We start from the raw sequence: 25,927 nt of genomic DNA on the forward strand, positions 1-25,927 counted from the left end.
CTTGGGTGCGGTCAGGCGGGATCTGCCGGGACGGCGAGGGTGGCGAACGGGAGGGGACAGTCGGGGCAGGTGCAGTTGGTGAGGCTGTCGCAGTGGGCTTCGACGACCTCGGTCAGCGTGTGGCGGATTGCGGTGAGGTCGGCTATGCGGGCGTCGATCTCGGCGATTTTGTCGATGGCTCGGCGGCGCAGGTCGGGGGTGGGGTGGCGGCGGCCGGTGTCGAGGAGGTCGGCTACCTCGTCGAGGGTGAAGCCCAGGCGCTGGGCGGCCTTGATGACGGTGAGCAGGGCGACGGTGTCGGGTGGGTAGAGGCGGTGACCGCCGGTCGAGCGGATCGGCTCGGTGAGCAGGCCGCGGCGCTCGTAGTAGCGGAGGGTCTGGATGTTGACGCCGGCCAGGGCGGCGACCTCGCCGGTGCGCAGCGCGGCCCGCACGGGTCAGCCCTCTCGGCTCGACGACGCGGCCGCCGCGCGCTCGGTCAGCGTGGCGAGCACCTCCGCGTAGGCGGCGGGGACCTGGATATCGAGAGTCAATGCCTCGGAGAGCGTGAACGTGAAGAACGAGCAGCACTCGGTCTCGCGGGCGGTCAGGTCGCGCACGGTGTCGGCCAGGCCGGCCGGGCCGGTCAGGTGCAGGCGGGCGTGGGTCGGACTGAGCGTGTCGACCCGGCGGACCGCGGTGGCGAACAGGGCGTCGAACTCGGCCAGCCGCAGCGGCCGCTCGGCCGTGGGCAGGGTGCACGCGTCGGGCACGGAGAAGGTCATGGGTCGACGGTAAGCCTGTACCTGGGTACCGGATGCAAGCCGCGTACCCGGGAAAGTTTGGCGCGCCCGGGAAGGCGCGACCGCCGGACCCGGGTGGCATGCTCCGGGAAGCGGCAACATCGGGCCGCGGGAGGAGCGGGGTCATGACCAAGGTGGTCGCCGACATCTCGGTGTCGCTGGACGGTTTTGTCACCGGGCCGGATGCCGGCCTCGAGCTGGGTCTCGGCCGCGGCGGTGAGGGCCTGCACACGTGGGCGCTGCAGCCCGACGCGATCGACCGTGCCGTGCTCGAGGAGTCGGTCGCCGCGACCGGGGTCGTCATCATGGGGCGGCGGCTGTTCGACATCATCGACGCGCCCGGCGGGTGGAACGACGAGATGGGCTACGGCGCCGACCTGGCCGCCGAGCCCCCGGTGCTGGTGGTGACCCGCAACCCGCCGGAGAAGGTGCGTCTGGCCGACCGCATGACGTTCGTGGTCGACGGCATCGCCAGCGCCGTGTCCAAGGGCGTCGCCATGGCGGAGGATCGCGACGTCGTCATCATGGGCGGCGGCGAGACGATTCGCCGGGCGTTCGAGGCCGGGCTGGTCGACGAGCTGCGCCTGCATCTCTCCCCGGTGCTGCTGGGCGGCGGCACCCCGCTCTTCGACGGCGCCGCGCCGCGGGCCCTGCGCCAGATCCACGTGCGCGTCTCGGGGCACGCGACCCATCTGACCTACCGCGTGGACTGATCGGCGGCCGCCACCGAGGAGGTTCGCAGGAAGGCGACCGCCGCCGGCGTGGGGTTGAAGTCGCTCCAGGCCAGGTATTCGACCCGGGCCGGCCCGTCCTCGACCGGGATCGTCACCACGTCCGGGATGCCGCGCACGAAACGGGAGGGCAGCAGCGCCACGGCCAGGCCCTGGCGGATCAGGCCGATGAGCAGGTCGGTGGCCATCGCCTCGAAGGCGACCTCGCGCTCCAGCCCGGCCGCCGCGAAGGCGAGATCGCTCTGCGCTCGACCGGCTGTGGCCGCGGGGAAGTCGGCGAACGGCTCGCGCGCGAGCGTCGGCAGGTCGACCCGCGACGAACCGGCCAGGGGATGGTCTCGGGCCACCACGGCGACGTGCCGGTCGTGGTTGAGGGCGCGGAATCGCACGCCGCGCGGCTTCACCGACTCGGGCAGGCCCAGCACGGCCACGTCGACCTCGCCCGCGCGGATGGCGGCGGCCAGGTCGTCGCTGCCGGCCGAGCGCAGGACGATCCGTACCTGCGGGTGCCGGCGGTGGAAGTCGCGCAGGGCCAGCGGCAGGTCGATGCCGGTCACGGTCGGGATCATGCCGACCGACAGGCGGCCGCGGATCTCCCCGGTGGCGGCCGCCGCGTCGGCAACAGCCCGGTCGGCGGCCTCCAGGCAGGCGCGGGCCGCGGGCAGGAAGGCCTCCCCGGCCGCGGTCAGCGCCACCCGGCGGCTGGTGCGGGCGAAGAGTCTCGTGCCCAGCTCCCGTTCCAGCGCGGCGATCTGATGACTCAGCGCCGACTGCACGACCAGGCACTGCTTGGCGGCCCGGGTGAAGTTCCCGGTGCTCGCGACGGCCAGCACGTAACGCATCTGCTGCAGCTCCACCGATCTATCGTGATACGAGATCGCTGCGTTGAAAAGTATGTGTTGGACTCATCGATAGGTCCGGGCCGACGCTGAGCTCATGACAACGAAGACCACCGCCCTCACCGCTCTGGCCCCGGCCGTCTGGGGCACCACGTACATCGTCACCACCGAGCTGCTGCCACCCGCGCACCCGATGTTCGCGGCCCTGATGCGCGCCCTGCCCGCCGGCCTGATCGCGCTGGCCATCACCCGTACCCTCCCGAAGGGCGTCTGGTGGTGGCGGTCGCTGGTCCTGGGCGCCCTCAACATCGGCATGTTCTTCCCGCTGCTGTTCCTGGCGGCCGAGCGCCTGCCCGGCGGCGTGGCCGCGACGCTCGGCGCGACCCAGCCGATCATCGTGGCGTTCCTGGCCGTGGCGGTCCTCGGCGAGCGCCTGTCGACCTGGCGGCTGGCCTGGGGGCTGGTCGGGGTGGCCGGCGTCGGTCTCGTCGTGCTGGGCCCGGGCGCGGCTCTCGACGCGACCGGCATCGCGGCCGGGCTGGCCGGCGCGGCCGCGATGGGTCTCGGCGTGACGCTGACCAAGCGCTGGGGCCGTCCCGAGGGCGTGCGGCCGATGGCGTTCGCCGGCTGGCAGCTGACCGCGGGCGGCCTGGTCCTGGTGATCCCCGTGGCGCTGACCGAGGGCGTCCCCGCGCACGTCGACGCGCCCGCGATCGGCGGTTACCTGTGGCTGGGGTTGGTGGGCGGACTCCTCGCGTACACCATCTGGTTTGCCGGCCTGCGCAAGCTGCCGGTGACCGCGACCGCCCTGCTCGGCCTGCTCTCGCCCCTGGTGGCGGCGACGGCCGGCGCCGTCTTCCTCGGCCAGAGCCTGAGCCTTCCGCAGCTGGCCGGCTTCGCCCTCGCCCTCGCCGCCCTCGTCGCCGGTCAGCTGACCCCGTCCGCGTGGCCGGTGTCGCACCCCCGGCCGAAGGCAGCAGAGTTGGTGTCATGACCGCGCTGCCCCTCGATGGCGCCACCGAGTGGCTCGACACCCGGCCCGACCTTCACGGCCGGGTCGTCGTCGTCAACTTCTGGACGCTGACCTGCATCAACTGGATCCGGCAGGCGCCCTGGATCCGGGCCTGGGCGCGGGCCTACCGCGACGACGGGCTCGTGGTGGTCGGGGTGCACACGCCGGAGTTCTCGTTCGAGCACGACCCGGCGCTCGTGCGGCGGGCGGTGCGGGATCGCGGGCTCAAGCACCCGATCGTCATCGACAACGACAGTGCGATCTGGACGGCTTTCGACAACAACTACTGGCCGGCGCTGTACTTCGCCGACCGGGACGGTGTGATCCGCGATTTCCACATCGGCGAGGGCCCGTACGCGGAGCCGGAGCGCACGCTGCAGCGGCTGCTCGGCGTCGACCGCGAGCCGGTGACCGTCGCGGCGAGCGGCATCGAGGCGCCGGCCGACTGGGACCATCTGCGTACGCCCGAGACATACCTTGTGGACGGCACCAGGGCCGCCGGAACCTATCTGCCCTTCAATCGATGGGGTACGGCCGGGGAGTGGTCGATCGGCCGCGAGAAGTCCGTGGTGGACGAGCCGGGCGGCAGTCTCGCCTGTCATTTCCGGGCCCGCGACGCGCACCTCGTGCTCTCGCCGGGCGACCGCGCGGAGATCCCGTTCCAGGTCTTCCTCGACGGCGAGCCGCCCGGCGCGCACCACGGGACCGATGTCGACGAGGACGGCCGCGGCGTGCTGCGCGAGGGGCGGCTCTACCACCTGATCCGTCAGGCGGACGGCGTACGCGAGGTGACCGTCGAGATCGCGTTCCTGGACGCGGGCGCCGAGGCGTACGCCTTCAGTTTCGGCTGAGTCGAAGACAGGCCGAGACCGAGACCGAGGCCGAGCGCGACGACGGCGACGCCGAACCAGACCAGCAGCCCGGGCATCGCTCCGCCGAGGGCGACCCCGGTCGCGGCGGCCGAGATCGGGGCGATGCCGGTGAGCAGGCCCGCCCTGGCCGCGCCGACGCGTTCCACGCACGTGTACCAGAGGACGAACGCCATCGCCGTCACCCCGACCGCCAGATACGCCCCGGCCAGCAGGTCGGCGCTGTTCAGCCGGAGCACGGCGCCCGGGCCCTCCCACGCCACGCCGGTCACCGCGAACAGCGCGGCCGCCATCCAGGTCGAGTGGACCGAGACGCCGATCGGGCCGTGCCGGCCGAGCACGGGAACGGCCAGCAGCGTGAAGCCGGCCTCGCAGGCGAAGGTGACCAGCGCCCACAGCAGCCCCACGCCGTCGGCACGGCCGAAGCCCTGCACGAGCGCGGCGCCCGCGGTCACCACCAGCGCGGCGGCGACCAGCCGGGGCGCGGGCGTGTGCCCCTCCAGCAGCGGCCCGACGACCGCGAGCAGCACCGGCACACAGGCGACCGCGACGCCGAGCACGGCCGGTTCGGCGTGCCGGGCGCCGAGGACCAGGGCGAGGTTGAAGACGAACATGCCGGTCACCACGACGCCGCCCAGCCAGAGCCACTCGGCGCCGCGGGGTCGGATCAGTCGGCGGCCGGTGACCCGGGCGAACAGGGCCAGCAGCAGACAGGCGACCGCGTAGCGCAGGCACTGCACGGTCAGCAGCGGGGTGTCGGCGAGAACGCCGGAGACGGCCACGCTGCCGCCGACGAAGACCATGCCGGCGGCGCCGGCCAGGAGCGGAAAGGGTGTCACGCCAGGAATGCTTCCGCCGGGTATGGTCCGATTGAAGGACCAATCCGGGGCCGTAAAAGGAGGACCAATTTCTGGTTCGGACTTTCTGCAGCTACGCGCGGAGGACGCCCCGGTCAAGGGCCTGACCGCGTGGCTGACCGCCGGCCTGCGGGACGCGATCGCCGGCAACCGGCTCGCCTCCGGCGCCCGCCTGCCCGCCACCCGGATGCTCGCCGCCGACCTCAAGATCTCCCGGGGCGTGGTGGTCGAGGCGTACCAGCGGCTGATCGACGAGGGCCTGGCGACGGGCCGCACCGGCGCCGGCACGACCGTCATAGGAAATACGCATAAATCGGATAGGTCGAGCGATCGCCGCAAGGCGCTCGACGGCATCCGCCTGCCGCTGCCGCCCAGCGACGAGATCGACATCGACCTCTCCCCCGGCGTGCCCGACTTGTCGGCGTTCCCCCGGGCGCAGTGGCTCCGAGCCGAGAAGGCCGTCCTCGACGAGATCACCAGCCAGGATCTCGGGTACGGCGACCCGGGCGGCACTCCGAGGCTGCGCGCCGAGCTGATCGGCTGGCTGCGGCGCACCCGGGGCATCCGGGCCGAGCCCGACGACGTCATCGTGGTCGGCGGCGTCGCCCAGGCCCTCGCGCTGCTGGCCCAGACGCTCCGGCGGGCCGGCGTGACCGCCGCCGCCGTCGAGGACCCCGGGTCGCGCGGGGCGCGGGACCAGATGGCCCATTGGGGCGTACGACCCGAGGCCGTCCCGGTCGACGACGAGGGCATCCGGGTCGACCGCATCACGCAGGAGGCGGCCGTGCTCACCCCGGCCCACCAGTTCCCGACCGGGGTGGTGCTCAGCCCGGCCCGCCGCCGCGCGCTGCTCGACTGGGGCGGGCTGGTCGTGGAGGACGACTACGACGCCGAGCACCGCTACGACCGGGCGCCGGTCGCCGCGCTCCAGGGGTCGGCGCCGGAGCGGGTCGCGTACGCGGGAAGTGTCTCGAAATCGCTCGCCCCCGGGATGCGGCTCGGCTGGCTGATCGCCCCGCGCCGTCTCCAGGCCGCGCTGCTCGAGGCCAAGCACGACTCCGACCTGGGCAACCCGGCCATCCCCCAACTCGTGCTGGCCCGGCTGCTCGCGTCCGGCGACTACGAGCGACACCTGCGACTCGTCCGCTCCCGGCAGCGCCGGCGGCGGGACGCCCTGCTCGCCGGCCTGCGCCAGCATCTGCCGCACGCCACCGTCACCGGCGTGGCCGCGGGCCTGCACCTGCTCATCCTGCTGCCCGGGCCCATCCCTGACACGCGCCTGGCCGAACAGGCGGCCGCGAGCGGCGTACTGGTGCATCCTCTGTCGTGGCACCGCCTGGAACCCGGCGCACCCGGCCTGGTCCTCGGTTATGCGGCGCAGCCGCCCGATCGTCTCGCCGAGGCCGCGCAGCGGCTGGGGCGAGCCCTCACCCCACCGTGACGAAATCGATGAGCCGCTCCATCGAGTTGATCAGCGGGGTCTCCACGTCCTTGTAGCTGCTCACCTCGCGCAGGATGCGCCGCCACATGTCGGCGGGCTCGCGGACGCCGAACGCCTCGCAGACGCCCTCCTTCCAGTTGCGCCCGGGCGGGATGACCGGCCACTTCTTGATGCCGACCCGGTCGGGCCTCACGGCCTGCCAGATGTCGACATAGGGGTGGCCGGTGATCAGCACGTTGGGGTCCTTGACCGCGGCGACGATGCGGCTCTCCTTGGAGCCGGCCACCAGGTGATCGACGAGCACGCCGAGGCGGCGGTCCTTCGACGGCTGGAATTCCGCGACCTTGGAAGCAAGATCGTCGATGCCGTCCAGCGGCTCCACGACCACGCCCTCGATCCGCAGGTCGTCACCCCAGATGCGCTCGACCAGCGCGGCGTCGTGGATGCCCTCCACCCAGATGCGGCTGGCCTTGGCGACCTGCGCCTTGACCCCGTCGACGGCGATCGAGCCGGAAGCGGTGACCCGCCGCTGGGCCGGGGTTGTCGCAGCAACAGGCCGCCGGAGCGTGACCGGCCGGCCGTCGAGGAGAAACCCGGCCGGCGCCAGCGGGAAGTTGCGCCGCTTGCCGAAGCGGTCCTCCAGCACCACCGCGCCCAGCTCGAAGCCGACCACCGCGCCGCAGAAGCCGGAGTCGGCGTCCTCGACCACCAGATCGGGCTCGGCATCCACCTCCGGAATGACTTTCTTGCGACGCCACTGCCCCTTGAGCACGTCCTCCCCATACATGCAAGGCACGGTAACCCGTGCGTTGGGACACGCCCTTTCTGACGCTCCGGCCGAGACAACCTTCCCGATGGGCACGTACCCTTGCTCGCATGTCCCCCGCTGCTGATGCGGCCACTCGCACCGCGCGGCGCTCGACCCGGTTCGTGGCCTGGGTGCGCGCCTGGCGCGCGGGCTTGGTGCCGTTCGACGAGCTGGCCGGTGAGATCGCCGCCGACGAGGAGCACCTTGTCGCCGACGCGCCCGGCACCTGGACCGACGTGCCCCTTCCCCACGGGCTGCCCGTCTTCGCCAAGGTTCACCCCGACGAGATCCGCCTGGTGCTGCCGGCGCCGGGCGATCCGCGCGGCCTGCCCGGTCCCGGCGAGCTGACCGGCGCCGCCATGGTGGCCGGCGAGGCGGTGATGACGCCGCACTTCGGGGTGGTGCCCGAGGTGCGCCGGCACACGTCCGGCTCGGGCGTCGAGTTCGAGACCGTGCTGTGGCGGGTCTTCCCCGTCGCGGAGTACAAACCCGTGTTCCAGATGGGCGCGGCCGAGGCCGAGGCCGAGTTGGCCACCGCGCTCGGCGAGGCCACCACCCGGCTCACCAAGCTCGACGTGGCGCAGTGGAAACCCGAGCTGGCCGGCGCCCTGCAGGCGCTTCGCCGGCCGGAGAGCACCGCCACCCTGCCGCCCGGTTTCGACCCTCGCTCCCGCCGGTTGTTCGCCCGCGCGAGCGTGCTCGACCAGGTGCTGGCGCTGGCCGAGACCAGCGCGCCGGGCGGCGCCATCAACGGGTACGAAGCACAACAGCGCGACGCGGCGCTGCGGCCCCTCATGTCGGCGTGCCGCCAGGCGCTCGTGGCGGCCTGCAACTCGCCGCTTCATGCCTGACAAATTCGCGCACTGCACGTTCTGCGGGGCGCGGTTCACGCCCGGCCAGGCCTGGCCGCGCCGCTGCACGGCCTGCGGCGAGACCAGCTACCAAAATCCCAAGCCGGTCGCGGTGGCTCTGCAACCGGTGGGTGCGGGCCTTTTGGTCGTACGCCGGGGAATCCCGCCCGCGCGTGACCGGCTCGCCCTGCCCGGCGGCTACATCGACGTCGGCGAGACCTGGCAGGCGGCCGCCGTCCGTGAGCTGTTCGAGGAGGTCGGGCTGACCGCGGACGCCGGCGAGGTGCACCTGTTCGACACGGTGAGCGCCCCGGACGGCACCCTGCTGGTCTTCGCCCTGCTCCCGACGATCAAGGAAGGCTCCACGATTCCGCCCTCCCGGCCGAACGAGGAGACCCTCGGCTGGGAGGTCCTCTACGGCCCGACCGAGCTCGGCTTCAGCCTGCACACCGCCGCCGCGGCCCGGTTCTTCGTTCAGTCCTGACTCAGGTCGAGGACCTCGACCGTCACCCGCACGGTGTCGCCGGGGGCGAGCGACTGCGCCGTGCGGACCGCCTTCTTGACGGGGAGCACGTACGCGCCGCTCTTGGCGTCCGGGAAGATCGACGTGCGCCACGTGGTGACGCCGACGCGGGCCTCGACCCGCACCGAGCCGAACCCGCGGCGCTGTCCGTCCGTCAAGTCGCGGATCTCGTCGGAGGCGTCGACGGGCAGGCTCACGAACGTCCAGCTGTCGTCGCGGCGTGCCTCCCAGACCCACAGCTCGGCCTCGAAATCAACAAGCACGGAAGTCAGGATCGCACGACCGCGGCGACCGCGGCCGGTCAGACCACGAGGGACTCCACGCGGGTGCTGGCCACCGGTGTGCTGCCGAGCAGCTCGAAGCCGCCGAACGCGATCAGCACGTTCCGGTCGCCCAGGAACACGTGGTCGGCCGAGAGCGAGCTGCGGCCGACCGCGAGCAACGGCGACAGCGTCTCCCAGCGGTCGGCCTTGGCGTCGTACCGCTCGGTAGTGCGCAGCGCCACGCCGTCGCCCTGGCCGCCGACCGCGTAGACATTCTTTCCGGCGACGGCGACGCCCGGGTTGCCGCGGCCGGTCTTCAGCGGCGCCACGGTCGTCCAGGTATCGGCGTTCGGGTCGTACCGCTCGACTGTGGTCTGCGAAACCGCGTTGTCGTCGCGGCCGCCGATCGCGTAGATGTGTTTGTCCACCACGGCGAGCTTGAGCAGTCCGCGCTTCGTGTTCATGGGCCGTCGGCTCCGCCATTTGTCCTCGCCGACGTCGTAGACGTCGACCGCGTCCGTGGCTGTGTCGTCCGCGTCGAAGCCACCGACCACGTAGATCTGGTCGTCGATCGTGGCCGCGCCCGCTCCCCCGCGCCCGCCGGGCAATGGACGCCCGGTCTGCCAGGCGTTCCCGAACGGGTCGTAGACCTCGGTGAGGTCCACTGTCTTGTCGCCGACGAACCCACCGAACACGTAGATCCGCTCGGACGCCGCCGCGGCCGCCGAATTCCCCCGCGCCGTGGGCATCGGCGCCACCTTCGCCCATTTGCCGCTGGATCGATCCAGCCGCTCCACTGAGGCGAGCTCCGCGCCGAACCCCGTCGTAAACCCCCCGATCGCGTACGCCGTCTTGAACGTCGCGTTGATCAGCCCGCCGCGACCCACGTTCAGCGGCGATGCCGGTAACCACATGTCCGTGCCCCCTTCAGTCGGATATCGGGCCCAGCCTCTGCCGGATCGCCCGGTCCGGGCCATACGACGTTCGTCGTACGGTGGCGGCATGGCACAGCGGATGACGCTCCGCGATCGGGACGTACGGACCCTGCTGCGGATCGCCGAGCCGGACGAGGCGGCACCCGGCCCGAGCCTGCTGCCGTGGTCGGTGCTGAGCGGCCTCCAGGCGCTGGTCGGCTGCGACGCGGTCGCGTTCTTCCAGCTCGACAGCGATCGGGAGCGGCTGGTCTGGGGCCAGGATCTCCCGGCCGACCTTCCGGCCGACGAGAGCGCCTTCTGGGTCCACTATCGCGACTGCCGCCCGTGCAGCTATCCCGACGACTCGGGCGACCTCGCGAGCGTCACCACTTTCTCCGACTTCTACTCGCTCCGGGAACTGCGCGCCACCGGCATGTACGCCGATTACCTGCGCCCCGCCGGGATGGAGCGCGAGATCATGGTGTGCCTGCCCAGCCCCGCCCGGCGTACGGTCAGATTGGTCTTGTTCCGGGGTCCCGGCCCGGATTTCGGTGAGCGCGACCGCGCGCTGCTCACCCTGCTCCGGCCCCACCTGCATCGCCTGCACCGGGCCGGCGCCGCGGCGGACCAGGAGCTCACCGACCGGCAGCGGCAGTTGCTCGGGCTGGTCGCGGCCGGGTACACGAACGGACAGATCGCCCGGCGGCTCGGCCTCGCCGACTCCACGGTGCGCAAGCATCTGGAGAACATCTTCGATCGGCTGCAGGTGCACAGCCGGGCGGCGGCGGTCGCCCGGCTCGACTCCATGGTTTCATGAGCACCCGAGGCTCACTCGAGGAGGACTCATGCCCCGGTCCGGCAAGGCCGGCTCGCTGACCTACCTCGCGGTGGTCCGGCGCCCAGCGCTGCGCCGGATCCTCCCCGGGATGCTGGTCTCGGCGCTGGGCGACGGCATGAGCCTGGTCGCGGTGGCGTGGCTGGCGGTGCGCATCGCCCCACCCGGCCAGGCCGGCGTCTGGACGGGCCTGGCCGTCGCCGCCTACGCCCTGCCGGCGACGCTGGGGGCCGCGCTGCTCGCCCGCCCGGTGCGCGCGCTGCGCGCCGCCCAACTGGTCGAGGCCGACGCTTGGCTGCGCGCCGTCACGCTGGGTTTGGTGGCCTTCCTCGCGGTGAGCAATCAGCTTTCCCCATTGCTGTACGCAGGGTTACTCGCACTCTCATCGCTGTTGCACGCGTGGGGGAACGCCGGCGCGTACACGCTGATCGCCGAGCTCCTCCCGGAAGAGGACCGCCTGGCCGGCAATGCGCTGCTGTCCACCTTCACCCAGGCCGCGATCGTGGTGGGCCCGGCGCTGGCCGGCATCCTGGCCGCCCTGACCTCTCCCGGCTGGGTGATCGCCGTCGACGCCGTGACCTGGGCTTTCCTGGCCGTCTCGAGCCGGACGGTCCCGGCGGGCCCGCCCCCACCCGCACCCGAGACCGGCGGCTGGCGCACCATCCGCGACCGCCCCCAGCTGCTCGGCCTGGTAGCGGTGACGGCGCTCTTCTTCTTCCTCTACGGCCCGGTCGAAGTGGCACTGCCCGTCCACATCGCCGACCTGGGCGGCTCGGCGCGCCTGCTGGGTCTCTTCTGGACCGTCTTCGGCGTGGGCGCGACGATCGGCGCCCTCTCGGCCGCGCTCCTTCGTTCCCGCCCGCCGTGGCTCGTGGTCATCGCCATCATCATCGGCTGGGGCGCCGCCCTGTTGCCCCTGGGCCTGACCGACGCCATACTTCCCGGCCTGATCGGGCTGGCCGTGGGCGGCCTGATCTACGGCCCCTTCAACGCCATCGTGACGGCCCTCTTCCAGCGAACCGCCCCACCCGAGTCCCTGAGCCGAGTCCTGGCCACCCGTGCCGCCCTGACCATCCCTTCCGCCTCCATCGGCACCCTCCTGGGCGGCCCGCTGGTCACCGCCATCGGCGCCCGCCCGACGATGCTGGCCTCGGCCCTGCTCACGATCGCCCTGGGCCTCGCGGTCGCGGCCGCCCTCCGCGCCCGCACCGCCGCCGCTTAACGCCCGCCTGGTTGCGCGCGGTGAATCGGTCACGGTGGCCGGGTGGCTGGGCTGGCTTGCCATGGCCGGGCTCGCCCATCGCCTCTGTCCAGATCGTGAAGACTTCCCTTCATCCGTCGAGAAGTAAGCATTCGAGTGGCGCATTTAGCCTTCAAAGTCGCGCGATGAGCTCGAGGAATGCCAACCGCGAGCGGCCGCGCCGCCGCAACCAGGCACCCCGGGCCATGGCAAGCCCGGCCCAGTCACCCGCCCACCGCGACCGGCCCGACCCACCACGACCGGCCCAGCCCACCGCGACCGGCCCGGCCCAACCGCAACCGGCCCCGCCCGACCGCGACCGGCCCCGCCCAACCGCAACCGGCCCCGCCCGACCGCGACCGGCCCCGCCCAACCACGACCGGCGCCGCCCAACCGCAACCGGCCCCGCCCGACCGCAACCGGCCCCGCCCAACCACGACCGGCGCCGCCCAANGCGCCGCCCAACCGCAACCGGCCCCGCCCGACCGCAACCGGCCCCGCCCAACCACGACCGGCGCCGCCCAACCGCAACCGGCCCCGCCCGACCGCGACCGGCCCCGCCCGACCCGCGACGGTCACGTCCGACCGCGACCGGCCCCCGAACCGTGACCCGGCCCCGCCCCGCGCGCCGAGGTAAGCAGAGCAGCGCGTATGGGTGCGCAGAGCAAAGCGGCCTGGAGCGGTACGGCAGCACGGGCGCGATCGGCGCGGGCGCGTGCAGCGGCGCGCCGGCCCCGCCCAACCATGACTGGCCCCCCAACCACGACCGGCCCCGCCCAACCGCGACCGGCCCCCGAACCGTGACCCGGCCCCGCCCCGTGCGCAGAGGTAAGCAGAGCAGCGCGTATGGGTGCGCAGAGCAAAGCGGCCTGGAGCGGTACGGCAGCACGGGCGCGATCGGCGCGGGCAGGACGGGCGCGTGCAGCGGCGGGCGCGAGAAGCGCGGGCGGCGCGGGGGCCTGGGCGGCGCGGTGTTTGGCGGCGCGGGGCGCGCGATCGACGCGGGCGGCGTGGGGCCCGGCGGCGCGGGGTGCGCGGGCGGGGCGGGACTGCGGCGTTGCGGTCAGATGAGGTTGGCGGTTGCGAGTTTGGCTATCAGCAGTTGGATCGCGGGGGCGCAGCGGGTGGCGTCGGACGGGGTGAACCAGGCGAGCTCGCCTATCTCGGCGGCCGGCTTGGGGTCGCCGTCGGGGGTGCCGCCAGTAAAGCAAATCAGGCGGACCTCGGTGCCGGGTGGGCGGTTGTGGGCGGGGGCCACAATCTCCGTGTAGAGGGTGAGATCGGCGGGGTTCAGGACTAGGCCGACCTCCTCGCGCACCTCGCGGGCGGCCGCCTCGGGGTAGGACTCGCCGGGCTCGGGCTTGCCGCCGGGGAGGTAGAAGGCGTCGGTGTAGTGGGGGCGCACGACGAGGACGCGGCGGTCCCGCACGCATACCCAGGCCGTCGCGATGATCGTGCTCACGAGGGTGAGCCTACGAGAGGCGGCGAAACGGGCAAACCTTCGCGCCGCGGCTACGATGTGGACTTTCCGGGGGAGGGAGGCCAGTGACGGGACCGGTATCGGATCCGTGGACGCTGGCCGTGCACGGCCGGGAGCGGGACGGCGATCGCGGCTTCGAGCCGTTCGGCACGGCGGTGGCGATCTCGCCGCGGCGGGCCCTGACCTGCGCGCACGTGGTGGCCGGGCGGGACTCGGTCTGGGTGTCGTTTCCGCGGGTCACCTCGCTGTGGAAGGTGCGGCAACTGGTCGAGCGGGTCGAGTACGACCCGGATGAGCCGGGCATCGCCGACGTGGCCGTGCTGCACTTCGCGGAGGACCTTCCGGCGGCGGTCGAGCCGGCGCGGCTGCGGGCGCCCGAGCCGGAGGCGCTGCTCGGCCTGCGCTGGTGGGCGTTCGGGTTCCCGCACAGCAGCCTGCCGCACGGCAACGAGGCGCAGGGCGTGGTGGGCGCCCGGCTCGCGCACGGCTGGGTGCGCCTGGACACCGACTCGCCGTACCCGGTCGAGCCCGGTTTCAGCGGCGGCGGCCTCTGGGTGCCCGACTACGGCGTGGTCGGCATCGTGGGGCGCGCGCGCCTGAGCGGTGACCGGCGCGGCGACGCGCAGGCGCTGACGATCGCGCAGGCCGACGTCTTCCTCCCGGGCGAGAAGCTGCGCGTGCTGGTCGACTGGCGGGCCGCCGACGCGGGACCGGTCGCGATGGCCTCCTGGGGCTGGGAACTGGCCGCCGACCGCGAGGCGGGCCGGCACTGGGTGCCGCGCGGGCGGGGCGTCACCACCGAGGCCGAGCGCGGATACCGCTTCCGCGGGCGCACCGCGGCCCTGCGGCAGATCGTGGAGTGGCTCGACCGCGCCGAGCCCGACCGGCGGGTGCTCGTGGTGACCGGGTCGCCGGGCGTCGGCAAGTCGGCGGTGCTGGGCCGGGTCGTGACGACCGCGGACGCGAAGCTGCGGGCCCGGCTCCCGGCCGACGACGTGGCGGTGCGCGCCTCGCTCGGCTCGGTCGCCTGCGCCGTGCACGCCAAGGGCAAGACCGCGCTCGAGGTGGCCAAGGAGATCGCGACCGCGGCCTCGATCCCGCTGCCGCGCGAGCCCGAGGAACTCGCCGCCGCCATCAAACAACGACTCACCGCGCAAAACACCCGGTTCAACGTCGTCATCGACGCGCTCGACGAGGCCGACACCGCCGACGAGGCCCGCCTGATCATCAGCAAGGTGGTGCTGCCGCTCGTGCAGACCTGCGCGTCGCTCGGCGCGCAGGTGGTGCTCGGCACCCGCCGCAACGACTCGCGTGGGCCCCTGCTGCCGGGGCTGAGCGGCGCCGCCGAGGTGATCGACCTCGACGAGACGCGCTGGTCGGCGCTCGATGACCTGCGCGCGTACGCGTCGGCCACGCTGCGCCTGGTGGGTGACGAGCGCCCGGGTAACCCGTACGAGAATGAGTTGATTGCCGACCCGGTGGCGCGCCGGATCGCCGAGCTTGCGGAGGGAAACTTCCTGGTGGCCGGGCTGGAGGCCCGCCGCCGGGGGATGTACGACGCCGTCGCCGCCGGCCCGTCGAGCGTGACCCTGACCCCCTCGGTCGACGCCGCGCTCGACGCCTTCCTCACTCGGCTCTCCCCGGTCGGCGGCATGCCGGCCCGCGAGGTGCTGACCGCGCTCGCCTACGCGGAGGCGCCGGGCTGGACCACCGCGCTCTGGCGGGTCGCCGCCGAGGCGCTCGGCGGCCGGGTCACTGAGCCGACGCTCGACCGGTTCGCCCGCTCGGCCGCCGCGAACTTCCTGGTGGAGACCTCGCAGGAGGGGCACGAGTCGGTGTTCCGCCTGTTCCACCAGGCGCTCAACGACGCCCTGCTGCGCCCGCGCGGCCAGGGCGGCGCCCGCGCCGACGAGCGGGCCCTGACCGGCGCGTTCCTGGCGCTCGCCCACGAGCACGGCTGGGAGTCGGCCCCGCCCTACCTCCGGCGCTCGCTGGCCGGGCACGCCGGCCGGGCGGGGCTGATCGACGACCTGCTCGCCGACGACGACTACCTGCTGCACGCCGACCTGCTGCGCCTGATCCCGGCCGCGGCCGACGCCACCCGCGAACGCGAGCGCGCCCACCTGCTGCGGCTCACCCCGCAGGCGGTCGCCGCGCCGGCCCCGGAGCGGGCGGCGCTGCTCAACGTCGTACAGGCGCTGCAGCTCTTGCCACCGACGATCACCCACCCGGAGATGCCGTATCGGGCGCGCTGGGCGCACACCGCGCCGCGCATCGAGCACGCCGCCCTCGAGGGCCACACCGACTGGGTGAACGCGGTGTGCGCGGTCAAGGGCCTGCTCGCCTCGGCAGGCGACGACGCGACGATCCGGCTGTGGGACCCGGCCACCGGCCACGAGCAGGCCGTGCTGACCGGGCACACCGGGCCGGTGAACAGCGTCTGCGCGGTCCGCGGGATGCTCGCCTCGGGCGGCAACGACGGCACCGTACGGCTGTGGAACCCGGCGACCGGCCGTCAGCAGAAGTTGCTGCGGGCACACACCGGCCCGGTCACCACGGTCTGCGCGGTCAAGGGCCTGCTCGCCTCGGCCGGCGGCAACGTGGTGCGGCTGTGGGACCCGGGCACCGGCCACGAGGTCGCCGTGCTGACCGGGCACACCGACTGGGTCAAGGCGCTGTGCACGGTGCGGCTGCGCGGCCGCGACCTGCTGGTGACCGCCAGCAAGGACCTGACCGTGCGGCTGTGGGACCCGGAGACCGGCGCCCAGGAGACGATCCTCGAGGAGGACGCGGCCTGGATGACGACGCTGCGCTCGGTCACCGTCGACGGCCGGTCGCTGCTCGCCGCCTCCACGATCGACGGCACGGTGCGCCTGTGGGAGCCGCTGAGCGGCCGCGACCACGCCGTGCTGCGCGGGCACACCGGGCCGGTGAACGCGGTCTGCACCATCCAGGGCCTGCTCGCGACGGCCTCCAACGACACCACCGTACGGCTGTGGGACCCGCACACCGGCCGGCAGGAGGCGATCCTCGAGGGCCACGCCGACTGGGTGAGCAGCGTCTGCGCCGTCGACGGGATGCTCGCCTCGGCCGGCGGCGACCGCACGGTCCGGCTGTGGGACCCGGCGACCGGCCACCGGCACGCGGACGCGGAGGGCCACGGCGACCACGTACGGGCAGTCTGCGCGGCCGGTGCGGACGTGCTCGCGGCGGCCGGCGACGACGGCATCGTGCGGATCCGCGACGCGGCGGACGGCCGCGGCCGGCTCGACCTGCGCGGTCACCACACCGGCGGGGTCAACGCGCTCTGCACGGTCCCGGTGCGCGGGCAGACCCGGCTCGCCTCGGCCGGCGACGACGGCACGATCCGGCTGTGGGACCCGGCCACCGGTCGCCAGCTGATCGCGCTGCGCGGCCACACCGACGTGGTGCGGGCCGTGGCGCCGGTGCTCACCAACGGCCGGGTGCTGCTCGCGTCGGCCGGCGACGACCGCACGGTCCGGCTGTGGGACCCGGCCACCGGCCATCAGCAGAGCGTCCTCAAGGGGCACAACGGCGGCGTCAACTCCGTCTGCGCGATCAACGTGGCCGGCCGGGTGATGCTCGCCTCCGGCGGCGAGGACCGGACGATCCGCCTCTGGGACCTGGCGCCCGGCCGCCGCCCGCGGGTGCTGCCCGGTCACGCCGGCCCGGTCACCAGCGTGTGCGCGATCAACGGCCTGCTCGCCTCGGCCGGCGACGACACGACGGTCCGGCTGTGGAACCCGGAGACCGGCCTGCAGGAGGCCACCCTCGACGGCCACACCGGTCCCGTGCGCGCGCTGTGCGTGATCGACGGCCTGCTCGCGTCGGCCGGCAACGACGGCACGGTCCGCTTGTGGGACACCCGGACCGCGCGCGTCACCACCACGATCCCCATCCATTTCCCGGTGAGCTCCTGCGCGGCGGCCGGCGGCGGTCTGGCCGTCGGCATCACCGCGGGCTTGCTGGTCCTCGAGTCCGTCACGCCATGATCCCGGCGATCCCGTTCAACGAGTTCGTGGTCAAGGTCGCCAGCCGCTGCAACCTGGCCTGCGACTACTGCTACGTCTACGAGGCGGCCGACCAGTCGTGGCGCGACCAGCCGCGGGTGATGACCGACGAGACGTTCGCGCGGGTGTGCGCCGCGATCGCCGCGCACGCCGACGGGCCGGTCAGCCTCGTGTTCCACGGCGGGGAGCCGCTGCTGGCGGGGGCCGCGACGATCGAGCGGTTCGCCGCGCTCGCGCGCGACATCATCGGCCCGGTGACGCTTCGCCTGCAGACCAACGGGACTCTGATCACCGCCGGGTTCGCCGCGGCGTGCGCACGGCAGGGCATCCGGGTCGCCGTCAGCTTGGATGGTGGTTCCGCCGCCAACGACAAGCATCGTGTACGCCCCGACGGAGGCTCGAGCTTTTCCCGCGTACGGGATGGAGTGGCCCTGCTTGCCGCCGAGCGTGACGTTTTCGCGGGGTTTCTGTGTGTCGTGGACGCGTCGAACGACCCGGTCGAAACCTATGAGGCGCTCCTCGAGCACCGTCCGCCGGCCGTGGACTTCCTGCTGCCGCACGCGAACTGGGCCGCACCGCCGCCGCATCCGGGCGCGTACGGGGACTGGCTCGTGGCGGTCTTCGAGCGCTGGTACCGGGCGCCCACCCGTGAGACGCGGGTGCGGCTGTTCGACGACATCGTGACGCTCGTGCTCGGTGGCAGCGTCGCCTCGGAGACGGTCGGGCTCGCCCCGGTGCGGGTGGCGGTCTTCGAGACCGACGGCTCGATCGAGCAGGTGGACGCCCTGAAGACGGCCTATCCGGGCGCGGCGGCGCTGCCGATCGCCTCTCTCGACGCGGCGCTGCGCGAGCCGGGGATCGTGGCCCGGCAGATCGGTGTCTCCGCGCTCGCCGACGAATGCCTGCGCTGCCCGGTGCGCGACGTCTGCGGCGGCGGGAACTACGTGCACCGCTACGATCCGGCCCGCGGCTTCCGGGCACCGTCGGTCTACTGCGCCGACCTGCTCCGCCTGATCACCCACATCGCCGCGGCGGTACGGGCCGACGTGTCCCGCCTCAGTCGAGCACGATGACCGGCGTCCCCGGGCCGATGTTGTCGAGCAGCGCGCGCTGACCGTCCTTCGGCACCCGGATGCAGCCGTTGGAGATGCTGCGGCCGAACGCGGACGAGCTGTACCAACTGTGGATGCCGGTGTGCGCGTCCCGCAGGCCGGGTGCGACCGCGTCCCGATCGTCCGGCACCGCCCCCAGCACCAGGGCGTCCAGCCCGGCGTAAACGCTGCCGTGCGTGCCGGTGCGCCCCAGCACGAAGGTCCGGCCGAGCGGCGTCGGCGTCCGGTCACTCCCGGTCGCGACCGTCCAGCTTTCCTGGCGTACGCCGTCACGCAGCCAGGTGAGCTCGTGCCGTGCCCGATGCAGGACGAGTTGGTCGCGCAGTGCCCGCGCATGCCATCCGGAGTCCGGCAGCCAGCCCACCCGCCGGTTGACCGACGGCAGCAGCACGGCGACCCAGCCCGGGCGGCGCTCGACGATCGGCACGGTGATCTCGACGCCCCGGATGTGCGCGGGCAGGAACGCCCGCGGTTTGCCCCCGGGCGCGTCGTAGAGCGGCAGCCGCCGCGGCGCGTGCAATCCCTCGGTGAGCGGCGCCGCGTCGGCCGGCCCGGGGTCGGCCGGGAAGCCGCGCGGCACATGCCGATAGGTGATGACCGGCAGGTCCTTCGGCGCGGCCACGGCTCTCATCGTGCGCACCGGCGCCGGTTCCACCCGCGGTTCCGGCTGGACGACGACGTGCGCTCGCACCGGCTCGGGGGTGGTCATCCTGCTCAGGCCGGCGATCACGCAGAAGGACAAGACCACCGCGCACACCGGCTTTGTCCGTCGGGTGCGGGCCAGGCTCACTCGGACACCCTAGGTGCCACCCCGTCCGTCGCGTGGGATTTTCCCGAGAGGGGCCATGTCACCATCACGAACGGTCCGCGTGATCGCCGCCGTCACGGCCGGTGCCCTGTCCACGCCGACGTGGTGACCGGCTACTACACCCCCGGCTGCACGCCCTACCACTTCTGACCGTCCCGGCCGGTGGTCCACCCGACCACCGGCTCGGACGCTCGACGGTCAGATCTCGCCGATCAGCTCGGCGACCGAGTCGACGATGCGGGACGGGCGGAACGGGTAGCGCTCCGCCTCCTCGCGGGTGCTGATGCCGGTCAGCACCAGGATGGTCTCGAGGCCGGCCTCGAGCCCGCAGAGGATGTCGGTGTCCATCCGGTCGCCGATCATCGCGGTGCTCTCGCTGTGGGCCTCGATGGTGTTCAGCGCGGAGCGCATCATCATCGGGTTGGGCTTGCCGACGAAGTACGGGTCGACGCCGGTCGCCTTGGAGATCATCGCGGCCACCGAGCCGGCCGCGGGCAGCGCGCCCTCGTTGGACGGGCCGGTCGCGTCGGGGTTGGTGCAGATGAAGCGGGCGCCGCTGTCGATCAGCCGAGTCGCCTTGGTGATCTGCTCGAAGCTGTAGTTGCGGGTCTCGCCCAGGACCACGTAGTCCGGGTCGAACTCGGTCAGCACATAGCCCGCCGCGTGCATCGCCGTCGTCAGACCCGCTTCGCCGATCACGTACGCGGTGCCGCCCGGCCGCTGGTCGGCGAGGAACTGGGCGGTGGCCAGCGCCGCCGTCCAGATCGACTCCTCCGGCACGTCGAAGCCCATCCGGTTGAGCCGGGCCTGCAGGTCGCGCGGGGTGTAGATGGAGTTGTTGGTGAGGATGAGGAAGGGCTTGCCGGACGCCTTCATCCGGTTGACGAACTCGGGCGCGCCGGGGACCGGCTCGCCCTCGTGGACGAGAACCCCGTCCATGTCGGTGAGCCAGCTCTCGATCGCCTTACGCTCAGTCATTGTGCTCCTCGTCGCTGGGGTGCGGGGCAGCAGCCGCCCGGGCAGTCGTCCCAGATCGGGAGCGTACCGAGTCGCTTTCGCGGCTGCCCGGCGGTGCGCTCCTGGACCAACTCGCGGACCATGGTGACGAAGCGCGGGTCGGTGCCGGGGGTGGCCGCGCGGAAGTAGCCCAGGCCGAGCCGTTTCGCCGTGTCGGCGGCCTCATTGTCGAGGTCCCAGATGACCTCCAGGTGATCGGAGACGAAACCGATCGGGCTGACCACGACGTCGGTGACGCCCTCCTTGGCGAGGATCGCGAGGTGGTCGTTGATGTCGGGCTCGAGCCACGGCACCTGCGGCGGGCCGGAGCGGGACTGCCAGACCAGGTCCCACGGCAGGTAGTCGGCGGCCCTCGCGCCGACCAGGCCGGCGGTCTCGCTGAGCTGCGCCGTGTACCGGCCTCCGTCGGGGCCCGCCGTGTCGGCCATCGACACCGGGATCGAATGCGCGGTGAAGACCAGGCGAGTGGTTCGCCGCCGGCTGGGTTCGATCTTTTCCAGAGCTTGCCGTACGGCCGAGACGTGCGGCTCGACGAAGCCCGGGTGATCGTGGAACTGGCGGAGCTTGGAGATCATCGGCGCGCCGGGGCCGACCCTGGCCCGGGCGCGCGCGATGTCCTCCCAGTACTGCCGGCACGACGAGTAGCCGCCGTACGCGCTGGTGGCGAAGCCGAGCGCGTGGGTGACACCGTCGTCCCGCATCCGCGCCACGGTGTCCTCGAGCATCGGATACCAGTTCCGGTTGCCCCAGTAGGTCGGTAGGTCGACGCCGTGGGCCGCGAAGTCGGCGCCGACCGCGGCCAGCAGATCGCGGCACTGCTGGTTGATCGGGGAGACGCCACCGAAGTGCAGGTAGTGCTCGGCCACCTCGGCCAGGCGCTCCTCGGGGACGCCGCGCCCGCGCACCACGTTGCGCAGGAACGGCATCACGTCGTCAGGCTTCTCGGGGCCGCCGAAGGACAGCAGGACGAAGGCGTCGTAAACCACCCGGACATCCTTGCACCAGCTCAGGTGCCGATCGCGTGGAAGCCCCCGTCGACGTGGATCACCTCACCGGAGGTGGCCGGGAACCAGTCGGAGAGCAGGGCGCAGACGGCACGGGCGGCCGGCTCGGCGTCGTCGAGGTCCCAGCCGAGCGGGGAGCGCTCGACCCACGCCTTCTCGAACTGCTCGAAGCCGGGGATCGACCGGGCCGCCATCGTGCGCAGCGGTCCGGCCGAGACCAGGTTGCTGCGGATGCCCCTGGGGCCGAGGTGCAGCGCCAGGTAGCGGGAGGCGGACTCGAGACCGGCCTTGGCCACGCCCATCCAGTCGTAGACCGGCCAGGCCAGGGTGGCGTCGAAGGTGAGGCCGACGATGCTGCCGCCCTTCGTCATGAGCGGCAGGCAGGCGGTCGCGAGCGACTTGTACGAGTACGTCGAGACCTGCAGCGCCTTGGAGACGTCCTCCCACCCGGCGGTGAGGAACTCGCCGCCGAGCACGCTCTGCGGTCCGAACGCGATCGAGTGCACGATGCCGTCGAGCCCGTCGACGTGCTCGCGCACGCGGTCGGGCAGCGAGGCGAGGTGCTCGTCGGAGGTGACGTCGAGCTCGATCACGGGCGCCGGCGTGGGCAGGCGCTTGGCGATCCGCTCGACCAGGGACATCCGGCCGAAGCCGGTCAGCACGACAGTGGCGCCGCTCTCCTGGGCGACCTTGGCCACCGAGAACGCGATCGAGGCGTCGGTGATGACGCCGGTGACTAACAGCCGTTTACCGGCCAGCAAACCAGACACGGAAATACGCTCCTATATCCCGAGAAATCCTCAGTGCCCCATACCGAGGCCGCCGTCGACCGGGATCACGGCACCGTTGATGTACGCGGCGGCGTCGGAGGCCAGGAACGTCACCGCGGCCGCCACCTCGTCCGCGCCGGCCAGCCGACCGGCGGGGACGGCCTTGATGATCTCCGCCCGGCGGTCGTCGGACAAGACCGAGGTCATCTCCGTGTCGATGAATCCGGGCGCCACCACGTTCGCCGTGATGTTGCGGCTACCCAGCTCACGAGTAATGCTGCGGGCCATGCCGACCAGGCCGGCCTTGCTCGCGGCGTAGTTCACCTGACCGGGTCCGCCGTACAGGCCGACCACGGACGAGATGAAGATCATGCGACCCCACTTGGCGCGCAGCATCTTCGAGCTGGCCCGCTTCGCGACGCGGAACGAGCCCTTGAGGTTGGTGTCGACGACCCGCTCGAACTGCTCGTCGCTCATCCGCAGCAGCAGCGTGTCGTCGGTGATGCCGGCGTTGGCCACCAGCACCTCGACCGGCCCGAGCTCCTTCTCGATCTCGGTGAACGCGGCGTCGACCTGCGCGGAGTCGGTGATGTCGCACTGGACGCCGAACAGTCCCTCGGGCGCGCCGCTGCCCCGGTGCGTCACCGCGACCCGGTCGCCCTGCTTCGCGAACGCCTGGGCAATGGCCAGGCCGATCCCCCGGTTTCCTCCGGTCACCAACACCGTGCGAGCCACGACGAAAACGCTCCTCATACCCAGGTAGGGGGTGCCGGTTGGCACCGTGGGGTCACGACGGCACGGCAACACCGCCGTAACCTGCCCGGGTGGAGACTATCGGCCCGGCGACGAGGCGCAACGCCACGGGGCCGTTGCGCCGCCTGTTCTGGCGCATGGAGGATGCCCGGCCCGCGCCGAGGCGCCGTTTCTGGACGTACCTGGCACCGCTCGGCCTGCTGGCCCTGATCGGTCTGGGTTTTACCGCCAACGAGTACTACCAGGACAACCGGGTCCTGCCGGGCATCGTCATGGGGCTCCTCGCGGCCGGCTCGGTGCTGCCGGTCGCCGTGTGCGTCCGCTGGCCGGTCCTGGCCTGGCGGATCGCGTTCCTGATGATGTTCCTCGGGGTGATCAATCAGGGTCGCGTCGAGCCCTGGCCGTGGAACCCGGTACAGATCGTCGGCTTCCTCCTGGTCCTCGCCCGGCTGGCGGTCACCCAGAGCTCGGCCGTCACCGTCTGGGCGACCACGTTCAGCCTGGTCCCGGTCTTCCTCTACACCAAGAGCGCGAACACGGGCGGCGCCGCGGTGCTGCTGGTCGCGATCGCCGCGCTCGGCAACATCGTCTATCGCCGCCGCCGCACCCTCGAGCTGGTCGCCGAGCAGGAGGTGCTCACCGAGCAGGAGCGGGGCAAGCGCGCGGTGCTCGAGGAACGCGCCCGGATCGCCCGCGAGATGCACGACGTGGTGGCCCACCACATGTCCATGATCGCCGTACGCGCCGAGACCGCCCCCTACCGCGTCACCGGCCTGCCCGACGCGGCCCAGGAGGAGCTGGCCGAGATCGCCAAGGCGGCCCGGTCGGCGCTGACCGACATGCGCCGGCTGCTCGGGGCACTGCGGGCCGAGGACGGCGAGTCGCCCACCGTGCCGCAGCCGGGGCTGGCCGACCTCGACGATCTGGTGTCGACCGCACGGGAAGCCGGCGTCGACGTGACGCTGACCGCCGACGGCCTTGCCGCCGTGCCCGGGACGGTCGGGCTCGCGGCGTACCGGATCATGCAGGAAGCCCTGGCCAACGCGGCCCGGCACGCGCCCGGCGGCCCGGTGTCCATCGATGCTCGCGGCCTCGATGACCGGCTCGAGCTGGTCGTGCGCAACCGGCGCACCGGGCCGGCCACCCCGGGCGGCGGGCATGGTCTGATCGGGATGCGCGAGCGGGCCGCCCTGCTCGGCGGGGAGCTGACCGCCGAGCCGGACCAGCTCGATTTCGTGGTGCGCGCCACGCTGCCGTTCGGGAAGGTTGACGAATGATCAAGGTCCTGATCGCGGACGACCAGGCGATGGTCCGCGAGGGTTTCGGCGCGCTGCTCGCCGCCCAGCCCGACATGCTGGTGGTGGGCGACGCGCCGGACGGCGAGACCGCGGTGGCCAAGTCGCGCGCGCTCGGCCCCGACGTCGTACTCATGGACATCCGGATGCCGGTGATGGACGGCCTGGAGGCGACCCGGCGGCTGGCCGACGGCCCGAAGATCCTCATCCTCACCACCTTCGACCTCGACGACTACGTCTACGAGGCATTGCGCGCCGGCGCCAGCGGCTTCCTGCTCAAGGACGCCCCCGCCGCCGACCTGATCAACGCGGTCCGGGTGGTCGCGGCCGGCGAGGCGCTGCTGGCGCCCTCGGTGACCCGGCGCCTGATCGCCGAGTTCGCCTCCCGCGCGCACGGCGACCGTCCCCGCCCGGCCGCGCTGAACGCCCTGACCCCGCGCGAGACCGACGTGCTGCGGCTGATCGCCCGCGGCCTGTCCAATCAGGAGATCGCCGCCGAGCTGGTGGTGGCCGAGCAGACGGTCAAGAGTCACGTCGGCCGCATCCTCACGAAATTCAACCTCCGCGACCGGGCCCAGGCCGTCGTCTTCGCCTACGAGACCGGCTTGGTCATACCTGGGTAGGGGTCCGAAGTGGGCTCTGCGGGGTGACGATCGCGGGGGTTTCGGGGCCGGACCGTGCGGCTCATGCGAATCCTGCCGAGCTTCCTCTCCCTGGCCCTGCTGCTGCCGATCCCGGTCACGCCGGTGGTCGTTGCCGCCGCGCCCGCGGAGACGCACCTGCCCGCGTTCACCGAGGCCTACCGCGAGACCGCGGTGCGCATGCTCGCCACCGGCTGCCCGTACGCGACGTGGGCCGCCGAGGGACGGCATTTCCTGTTCTTCGACCCGGCCGGGGACGGGCGTACCGCCGAGGTCTTCGGCGACCTCAACCAGGCGTCGCGGATCGTCGTTCTGGTGCCGGGCGTCGCCAGCACGCTCGTCGACTTCGACCGGGGGCTGGGCGGGGTGGCCCGGCGCGCACCGGGCGTGCAGGGGCGCACGCTCTACCAGCAGCTCAGCAAGCGGGACACCGACGTCGCGGTGATCTCCTGGCTCGGGTACGACCCGCCCGACGGCCTGGGGCTGGCCGCGGCCACCGAGGGCCGGGCGCGGTCCGGCGCGGCGAAGCTGGTCGCCTTCGTGCGGGACGTGCTGCACCAGCGGCCGGAGGCCTCGGTCACGCTGGTCGGGCACAGCTACGGCTCGCTCGTGGTCGGGCTCGCCGCCCCCGAGCTGCCCGAGGTGCACGACGTGATCGCGCTCGGCTCGCCGGGCATGGGCGTCGCGCACGCCGCCGACCTGGGCGGGGCGCACGTCTGGTCGGCGCTCGCGCCGCACGACTGGATCCGCCGGCTGCCGCAGCTGCGGGTGCTGGGGCTCGGGCTGGGCCGCCGGCCGTCGTCCCCCGGATTCGGCGCCACGGCGCTGCCGACCGGCGGCGTCGACGGGCATGACTACTACCTGGTCGAGGGCAGCGCCACCCTCCGCGCGGTCACCGACATCGTCCTCTCGGGTGGTCCTCGCCACGAGGTGCCGACCCGCGTTTATTAAGTTGAGCTTAAGGGGTACAGTTTCCGACGGCCCGAAAACCGCCGATGCCTTGTCGGCCAACGGATTTCGGGCCGTGAGGCACCCGGCCGCCGGCGATCAC

The 25,927-nt window shown here is 72.9% G+C and carries 26 protein-coding genes; 13 read left to right on the forward strand and 13 right to left on the reverse strand.

The window, feature by feature from the left end; genetic code table 11:
• Nucleotides 1-11: 11 nt before the first annotated feature.
• Nucleotides 12-434 (reverse strand): MerR family transcriptional regulator, encoded by a 423-nt coding sequence (locus tag A3CQ_RS0106440; protein ID WP_020510103.1) that lies wholly within the window; start codon nt 432-434, stop codon nt 12-14.
• 3 nt (nt 435-437) lie between these two features.
• On the reverse strand, nt 438-764 hold the full coding sequence (locus tag A3CQ_RS0106445) for a hypothetical protein (protein ID WP_020510104.1): 327 nt from the start codon (nt 762-764) through the stop codon (nt 438-440).
• A gap of 143 nt (nt 765-907) precedes the next feature.
• Between A3CQ_RS0106445 and A3CQ_RS0106450 the strand changes: the two genes are divergently transcribed.
• Nucleotides 908-1,495 (forward strand): dihydrofolate reductase family protein, encoded by a 588-nt coding sequence (locus A3CQ_RS0106450; protein ID WP_020510105.1) that lies wholly within the window; start codon nt 908-910, stop codon nt 1,493-1,495.
• On the opposite strand, the gene A3CQ_RS0106455 is transcribed toward A3CQ_RS0106450, so the two are convergent.
• Nucleotides 1,480-2,370 carry a LysR family transcriptional regulator gene (locus tag A3CQ_RS0106455; protein ID WP_020510106.1) on the reverse strand — a complete coding sequence of 297 codons (891 nt, stop codon included), beginning with the start codon at nt 2,368-2,370 and terminating at the stop codon, nt 1,480-1,482. The genes A3CQ_RS0106450 and A3CQ_RS0106455 overlap by 16 nt on opposite strands.
• A 79-nt stretch (nt 2,371-2,449) precedes the next feature.
• Between A3CQ_RS0106455 and A3CQ_RS0106460 the strand changes: the two genes are divergently transcribed.
• Both A3CQ_RS0106460 and A3CQ_RS51715 read left to right on the forward strand, forming a co-directional pair.
• On the forward strand, nt 2,450-3,346 hold the full coding sequence (locus A3CQ_RS0106460; RefSeq protein ID WP_020510107.1) for an EamA family transporter: 897 nt from the start codon (nt 2,450-2,452) through the stop codon (nt 3,344-3,346).
• Nucleotides 3,343-4,215, forward strand: a complete 873-nt coding sequence (locus tag A3CQ_RS51715) for a redoxin domain-containing protein (RefSeq protein ID WP_020510108.1) — start codon at nt 3,343-3,345, stop codon at nt 4,213-4,215. Before A3CQ_RS0106460 ends, A3CQ_RS51715 begins: the two co-directional genes overlap by 4 nt.
• Here the strand turns inward: A3CQ_RS51715 and A3CQ_RS0106470 are convergent.
• The gene (locus A3CQ_RS0106470) at nt 4,131-5,072 is read right to left on the reverse strand and encodes a DMT family transporter (protein ID WP_020510109.1); all 942 of its coding nucleotides are present in this window, start codon (nt 5,070-5,072) and stop codon (nt 4,131-4,133) included. The two genes, A3CQ_RS51715 and A3CQ_RS0106470, sit on opposite strands and share 85 nt — an antisense overlap.
• Before the next feature lie 22 nt (nt 5,073-5,094).
• Between A3CQ_RS0106470 and pdxR the strand changes: the two genes are divergently transcribed.
• On the forward strand, nt 5,095-6,531 hold the full coding sequence (pdxR, locus tag A3CQ_RS0106475; protein ID WP_051115144.1) for a MocR-like pyridoxine biosynthesis transcription factor PdxR: 1,437 nt from the start codon (nt 5,095-5,097) through the stop codon (nt 6,529-6,531).
• Here the strand turns inward: pdxR and A3CQ_RS0106480 are convergent.
• A complete protein-coding gene (locus tag A3CQ_RS0106480) occupies nt 6,518-7,318 on the reverse strand; it encodes a DUF3097 domain-containing protein (protein ID WP_040431368.1) in 801 nt (266 codons plus the stop codon). The two genes, pdxR and A3CQ_RS0106480, sit on opposite strands and share 14 nt — an antisense overlap.
• Nucleotides 7,319-7,407: 89 nt before the next feature.
• Here A3CQ_RS0106480 and A3CQ_RS0106485 point away from each other — a divergent pair, with 89 nt between their 5' ends.
• Nucleotides 7,408-8,190 (forward strand): Rv1486c family protein, encoded by a 783-nt coding sequence (locus A3CQ_RS0106485; RefSeq protein WP_020510112.1) that lies wholly within the window; start codon nt 7,408-7,410, stop codon nt 8,188-8,190.
• Nucleotides 8,183-8,674, forward strand: a complete 492-nt coding sequence (locus tag A3CQ_RS0106490) for an NUDIX domain-containing protein (RefSeq protein WP_020510113.1) — start codon at nt 8,183-8,185, stop codon at nt 8,672-8,674. The genes A3CQ_RS0106485 and A3CQ_RS0106490 overlap by 8 nt, the downstream gene beginning before the upstream one ends.
• Here the strand turns inward: A3CQ_RS0106490 and A3CQ_RS0106495 are convergent.
• Together A3CQ_RS0106495 and A3CQ_RS0106500 are read right to left on the reverse strand one after the other, a co-directional pair.
• Complete coding sequence (locus tag A3CQ_RS0106495; protein WP_020510114.1) at nt 8,665-8,976, reverse strand: DUF1905 domain-containing protein; 312 nt, start codon at nt 8,974-8,976, stop codon at nt 8,665-8,667. The two genes, A3CQ_RS0106490 and A3CQ_RS0106495, sit on opposite strands and share 10 nt — an antisense overlap.
• A gap of 38 nt (nt 8,977-9,014) precedes the next feature.
• On the reverse strand, nt 9,015-9,890 hold the full coding sequence (locus A3CQ_RS0106500) for a Kelch repeat-containing protein (RefSeq protein WP_026205397.1): 876 nt from the start codon (nt 9,888-9,890) through the stop codon (nt 9,015-9,017).
• 88 nt (nt 9,891-9,978) lie between these two features.
• Between A3CQ_RS0106500 and A3CQ_RS62565 the strand changes: the two genes are divergently transcribed.
• Nucleotides 9,979-10,707: a helix-turn-helix transcriptional regulator gene (locus tag A3CQ_RS62565; protein WP_245577011.1), complete on the forward strand. Its 729-nt coding sequence runs from the start codon at nt 9,979-9,981 to the stop codon at nt 10,705-10,707.
• A 28-nt stretch (nt 10,708-10,735) separates the two neighbouring features.
• Complete coding sequence (locus A3CQ_RS0106515) at nt 10,736-11,947, forward strand: MFS transporter (RefSeq protein WP_020510117.1); 1,212 nt, start codon at nt 10,736-10,738, stop codon at nt 11,945-11,947.
• A 1,081-nt stretch (nt 11,948-13,028) separates the two neighbouring features.
• Here A3CQ_RS0106515 and A3CQ_RS0106520 read toward each other — a convergent pair.
• Entirely contained in the window at nt 13,029-13,427 is a 399-nt protein-coding gene (locus tag A3CQ_RS0106520; protein WP_026205398.1) for an NUDIX hydrolase, read from the reverse strand.
• A gap of 83 nt (nt 13,428-13,510) precedes the next feature.
• On the opposite strand from A3CQ_RS0106520, the gene A3CQ_RS51725 reads away from it, so the two are divergent.
• A complete protein-coding gene (locus A3CQ_RS51725) occupies nt 13,511-17,458 on the forward strand; it encodes a trypsin-like peptidase domain-containing protein (protein ID WP_051115145.1) in 3,948 nt (1,315 codons plus the stop codon).
• On the forward strand, nt 17,455-18,549 hold the full coding sequence (locus A3CQ_RS0106530) for an FxsB family cyclophane-forming radical SAM/SPASM peptide maturase (protein ID WP_020510119.1): 1,095 nt from the start codon (nt 17,455-17,457) through the stop codon (nt 18,547-18,549). The genes A3CQ_RS51725 and A3CQ_RS0106530 overlap by 4 nt, the downstream gene beginning before the upstream one ends.
• Here A3CQ_RS0106530 and A3CQ_RS0106535 read toward each other — a convergent pair.
• The 5 genes from A3CQ_RS0106535 to A3CQ_RS0106555 form a co-directional block, all read right to left on the reverse strand.
• Nucleotides 18,533-19,378, reverse strand: a complete 846-nt coding sequence (locus A3CQ_RS0106535; RefSeq protein WP_245577013.1) for a L,D-transpeptidase — start codon at nt 19,376-19,378, stop codon at nt 18,533-18,535. The two genes, A3CQ_RS0106530 and A3CQ_RS0106535, sit on opposite strands and share 17 nt — an antisense overlap.
• 216 nt (nt 19,379-19,594) lie before the next feature.
• Nucleotides 19,595-20,374 carry an HAD-IIA family hydrolase gene (locus tag A3CQ_RS0106540; protein WP_020510121.1) on the reverse strand — a complete coding sequence of 260 codons (780 nt, stop codon included), beginning with the start codon at nt 20,372-20,374 and terminating at the stop codon, nt 19,595-19,597.
• A complete protein-coding gene (locus A3CQ_RS0106545; RefSeq protein ID WP_020510122.1) occupies nt 20,371-21,399 on the reverse strand; it encodes a ferrochelatase in 1,029 nt (342 codons plus the stop codon). Before A3CQ_RS0106545 ends, A3CQ_RS0106540 begins: the two co-directional genes overlap by 4 nt.
• A 20-nt stretch (nt 21,400-21,419) precedes the next feature.
• Complete coding sequence (gene fabI / locus A3CQ_RS0106550) at nt 21,420-22,187, reverse strand: enoyl-ACP reductase FabI (RefSeq protein ID WP_020510123.1); 768 nt, start codon at nt 22,185-22,187, stop codon at nt 21,420-21,422.
• A 30-nt stretch (nt 22,188-22,217) separates the two neighbouring features.
• The gene (locus A3CQ_RS0106555) at nt 22,218-22,922 is read right to left on the reverse strand and encodes a beta-ketoacyl-ACP reductase (RefSeq protein ID WP_026205399.1); all 705 of its coding nucleotides are present in this window, start codon (nt 22,920-22,922) and stop codon (nt 22,218-22,220) included.
• A gap of 89 nt (nt 22,923-23,011) precedes the next feature.
• Between A3CQ_RS0106555 and A3CQ_RS0106560 the strand changes: the two genes are divergently transcribed.
• The 3 genes from A3CQ_RS0106560 (at nt 23,012) to A3CQ_RS0106570 (ending at nt 25,827) form a co-directional block, all read left to right on the forward strand.
• Nucleotides 23,012-24,217 carry a sensor histidine kinase gene (locus tag A3CQ_RS0106560; RefSeq protein ID WP_245577020.1) on the forward strand — a complete coding sequence of 402 codons (1,206 nt, stop codon included), beginning with the start codon at nt 23,012-23,014 and terminating at the stop codon, nt 24,215-24,217.
• Entirely contained in the window at nt 24,214-24,858 is a 645-nt protein-coding gene (locus tag A3CQ_RS0106565; protein WP_020510126.1) for a response regulator, read from the forward strand. Before A3CQ_RS0106560 ends, A3CQ_RS0106565 begins: the two co-directional genes overlap by 4 nt.
• A 63-nt stretch (nt 24,859-24,921) precedes the next feature.
• Nucleotides 24,922-25,827 (forward strand): alpha/beta hydrolase, encoded by a 906-nt coding sequence (locus A3CQ_RS0106570; protein WP_020510127.1) that lies wholly within the window; start codon nt 24,922-24,924, stop codon nt 25,825-25,827.
• Nucleotides 25,828-25,927: the final 100 nt, after the last annotated feature.

It is taken from the genome of Paractinoplanes globisporus DSM 43857 (assembly GCF_000379645.1).
Classification (GTDB): Bacteria; Actinomycetota; Actinomycetes; order Mycobacteriales; family Micromonosporaceae; genus Actinoplanes; species Actinoplanes globisporus.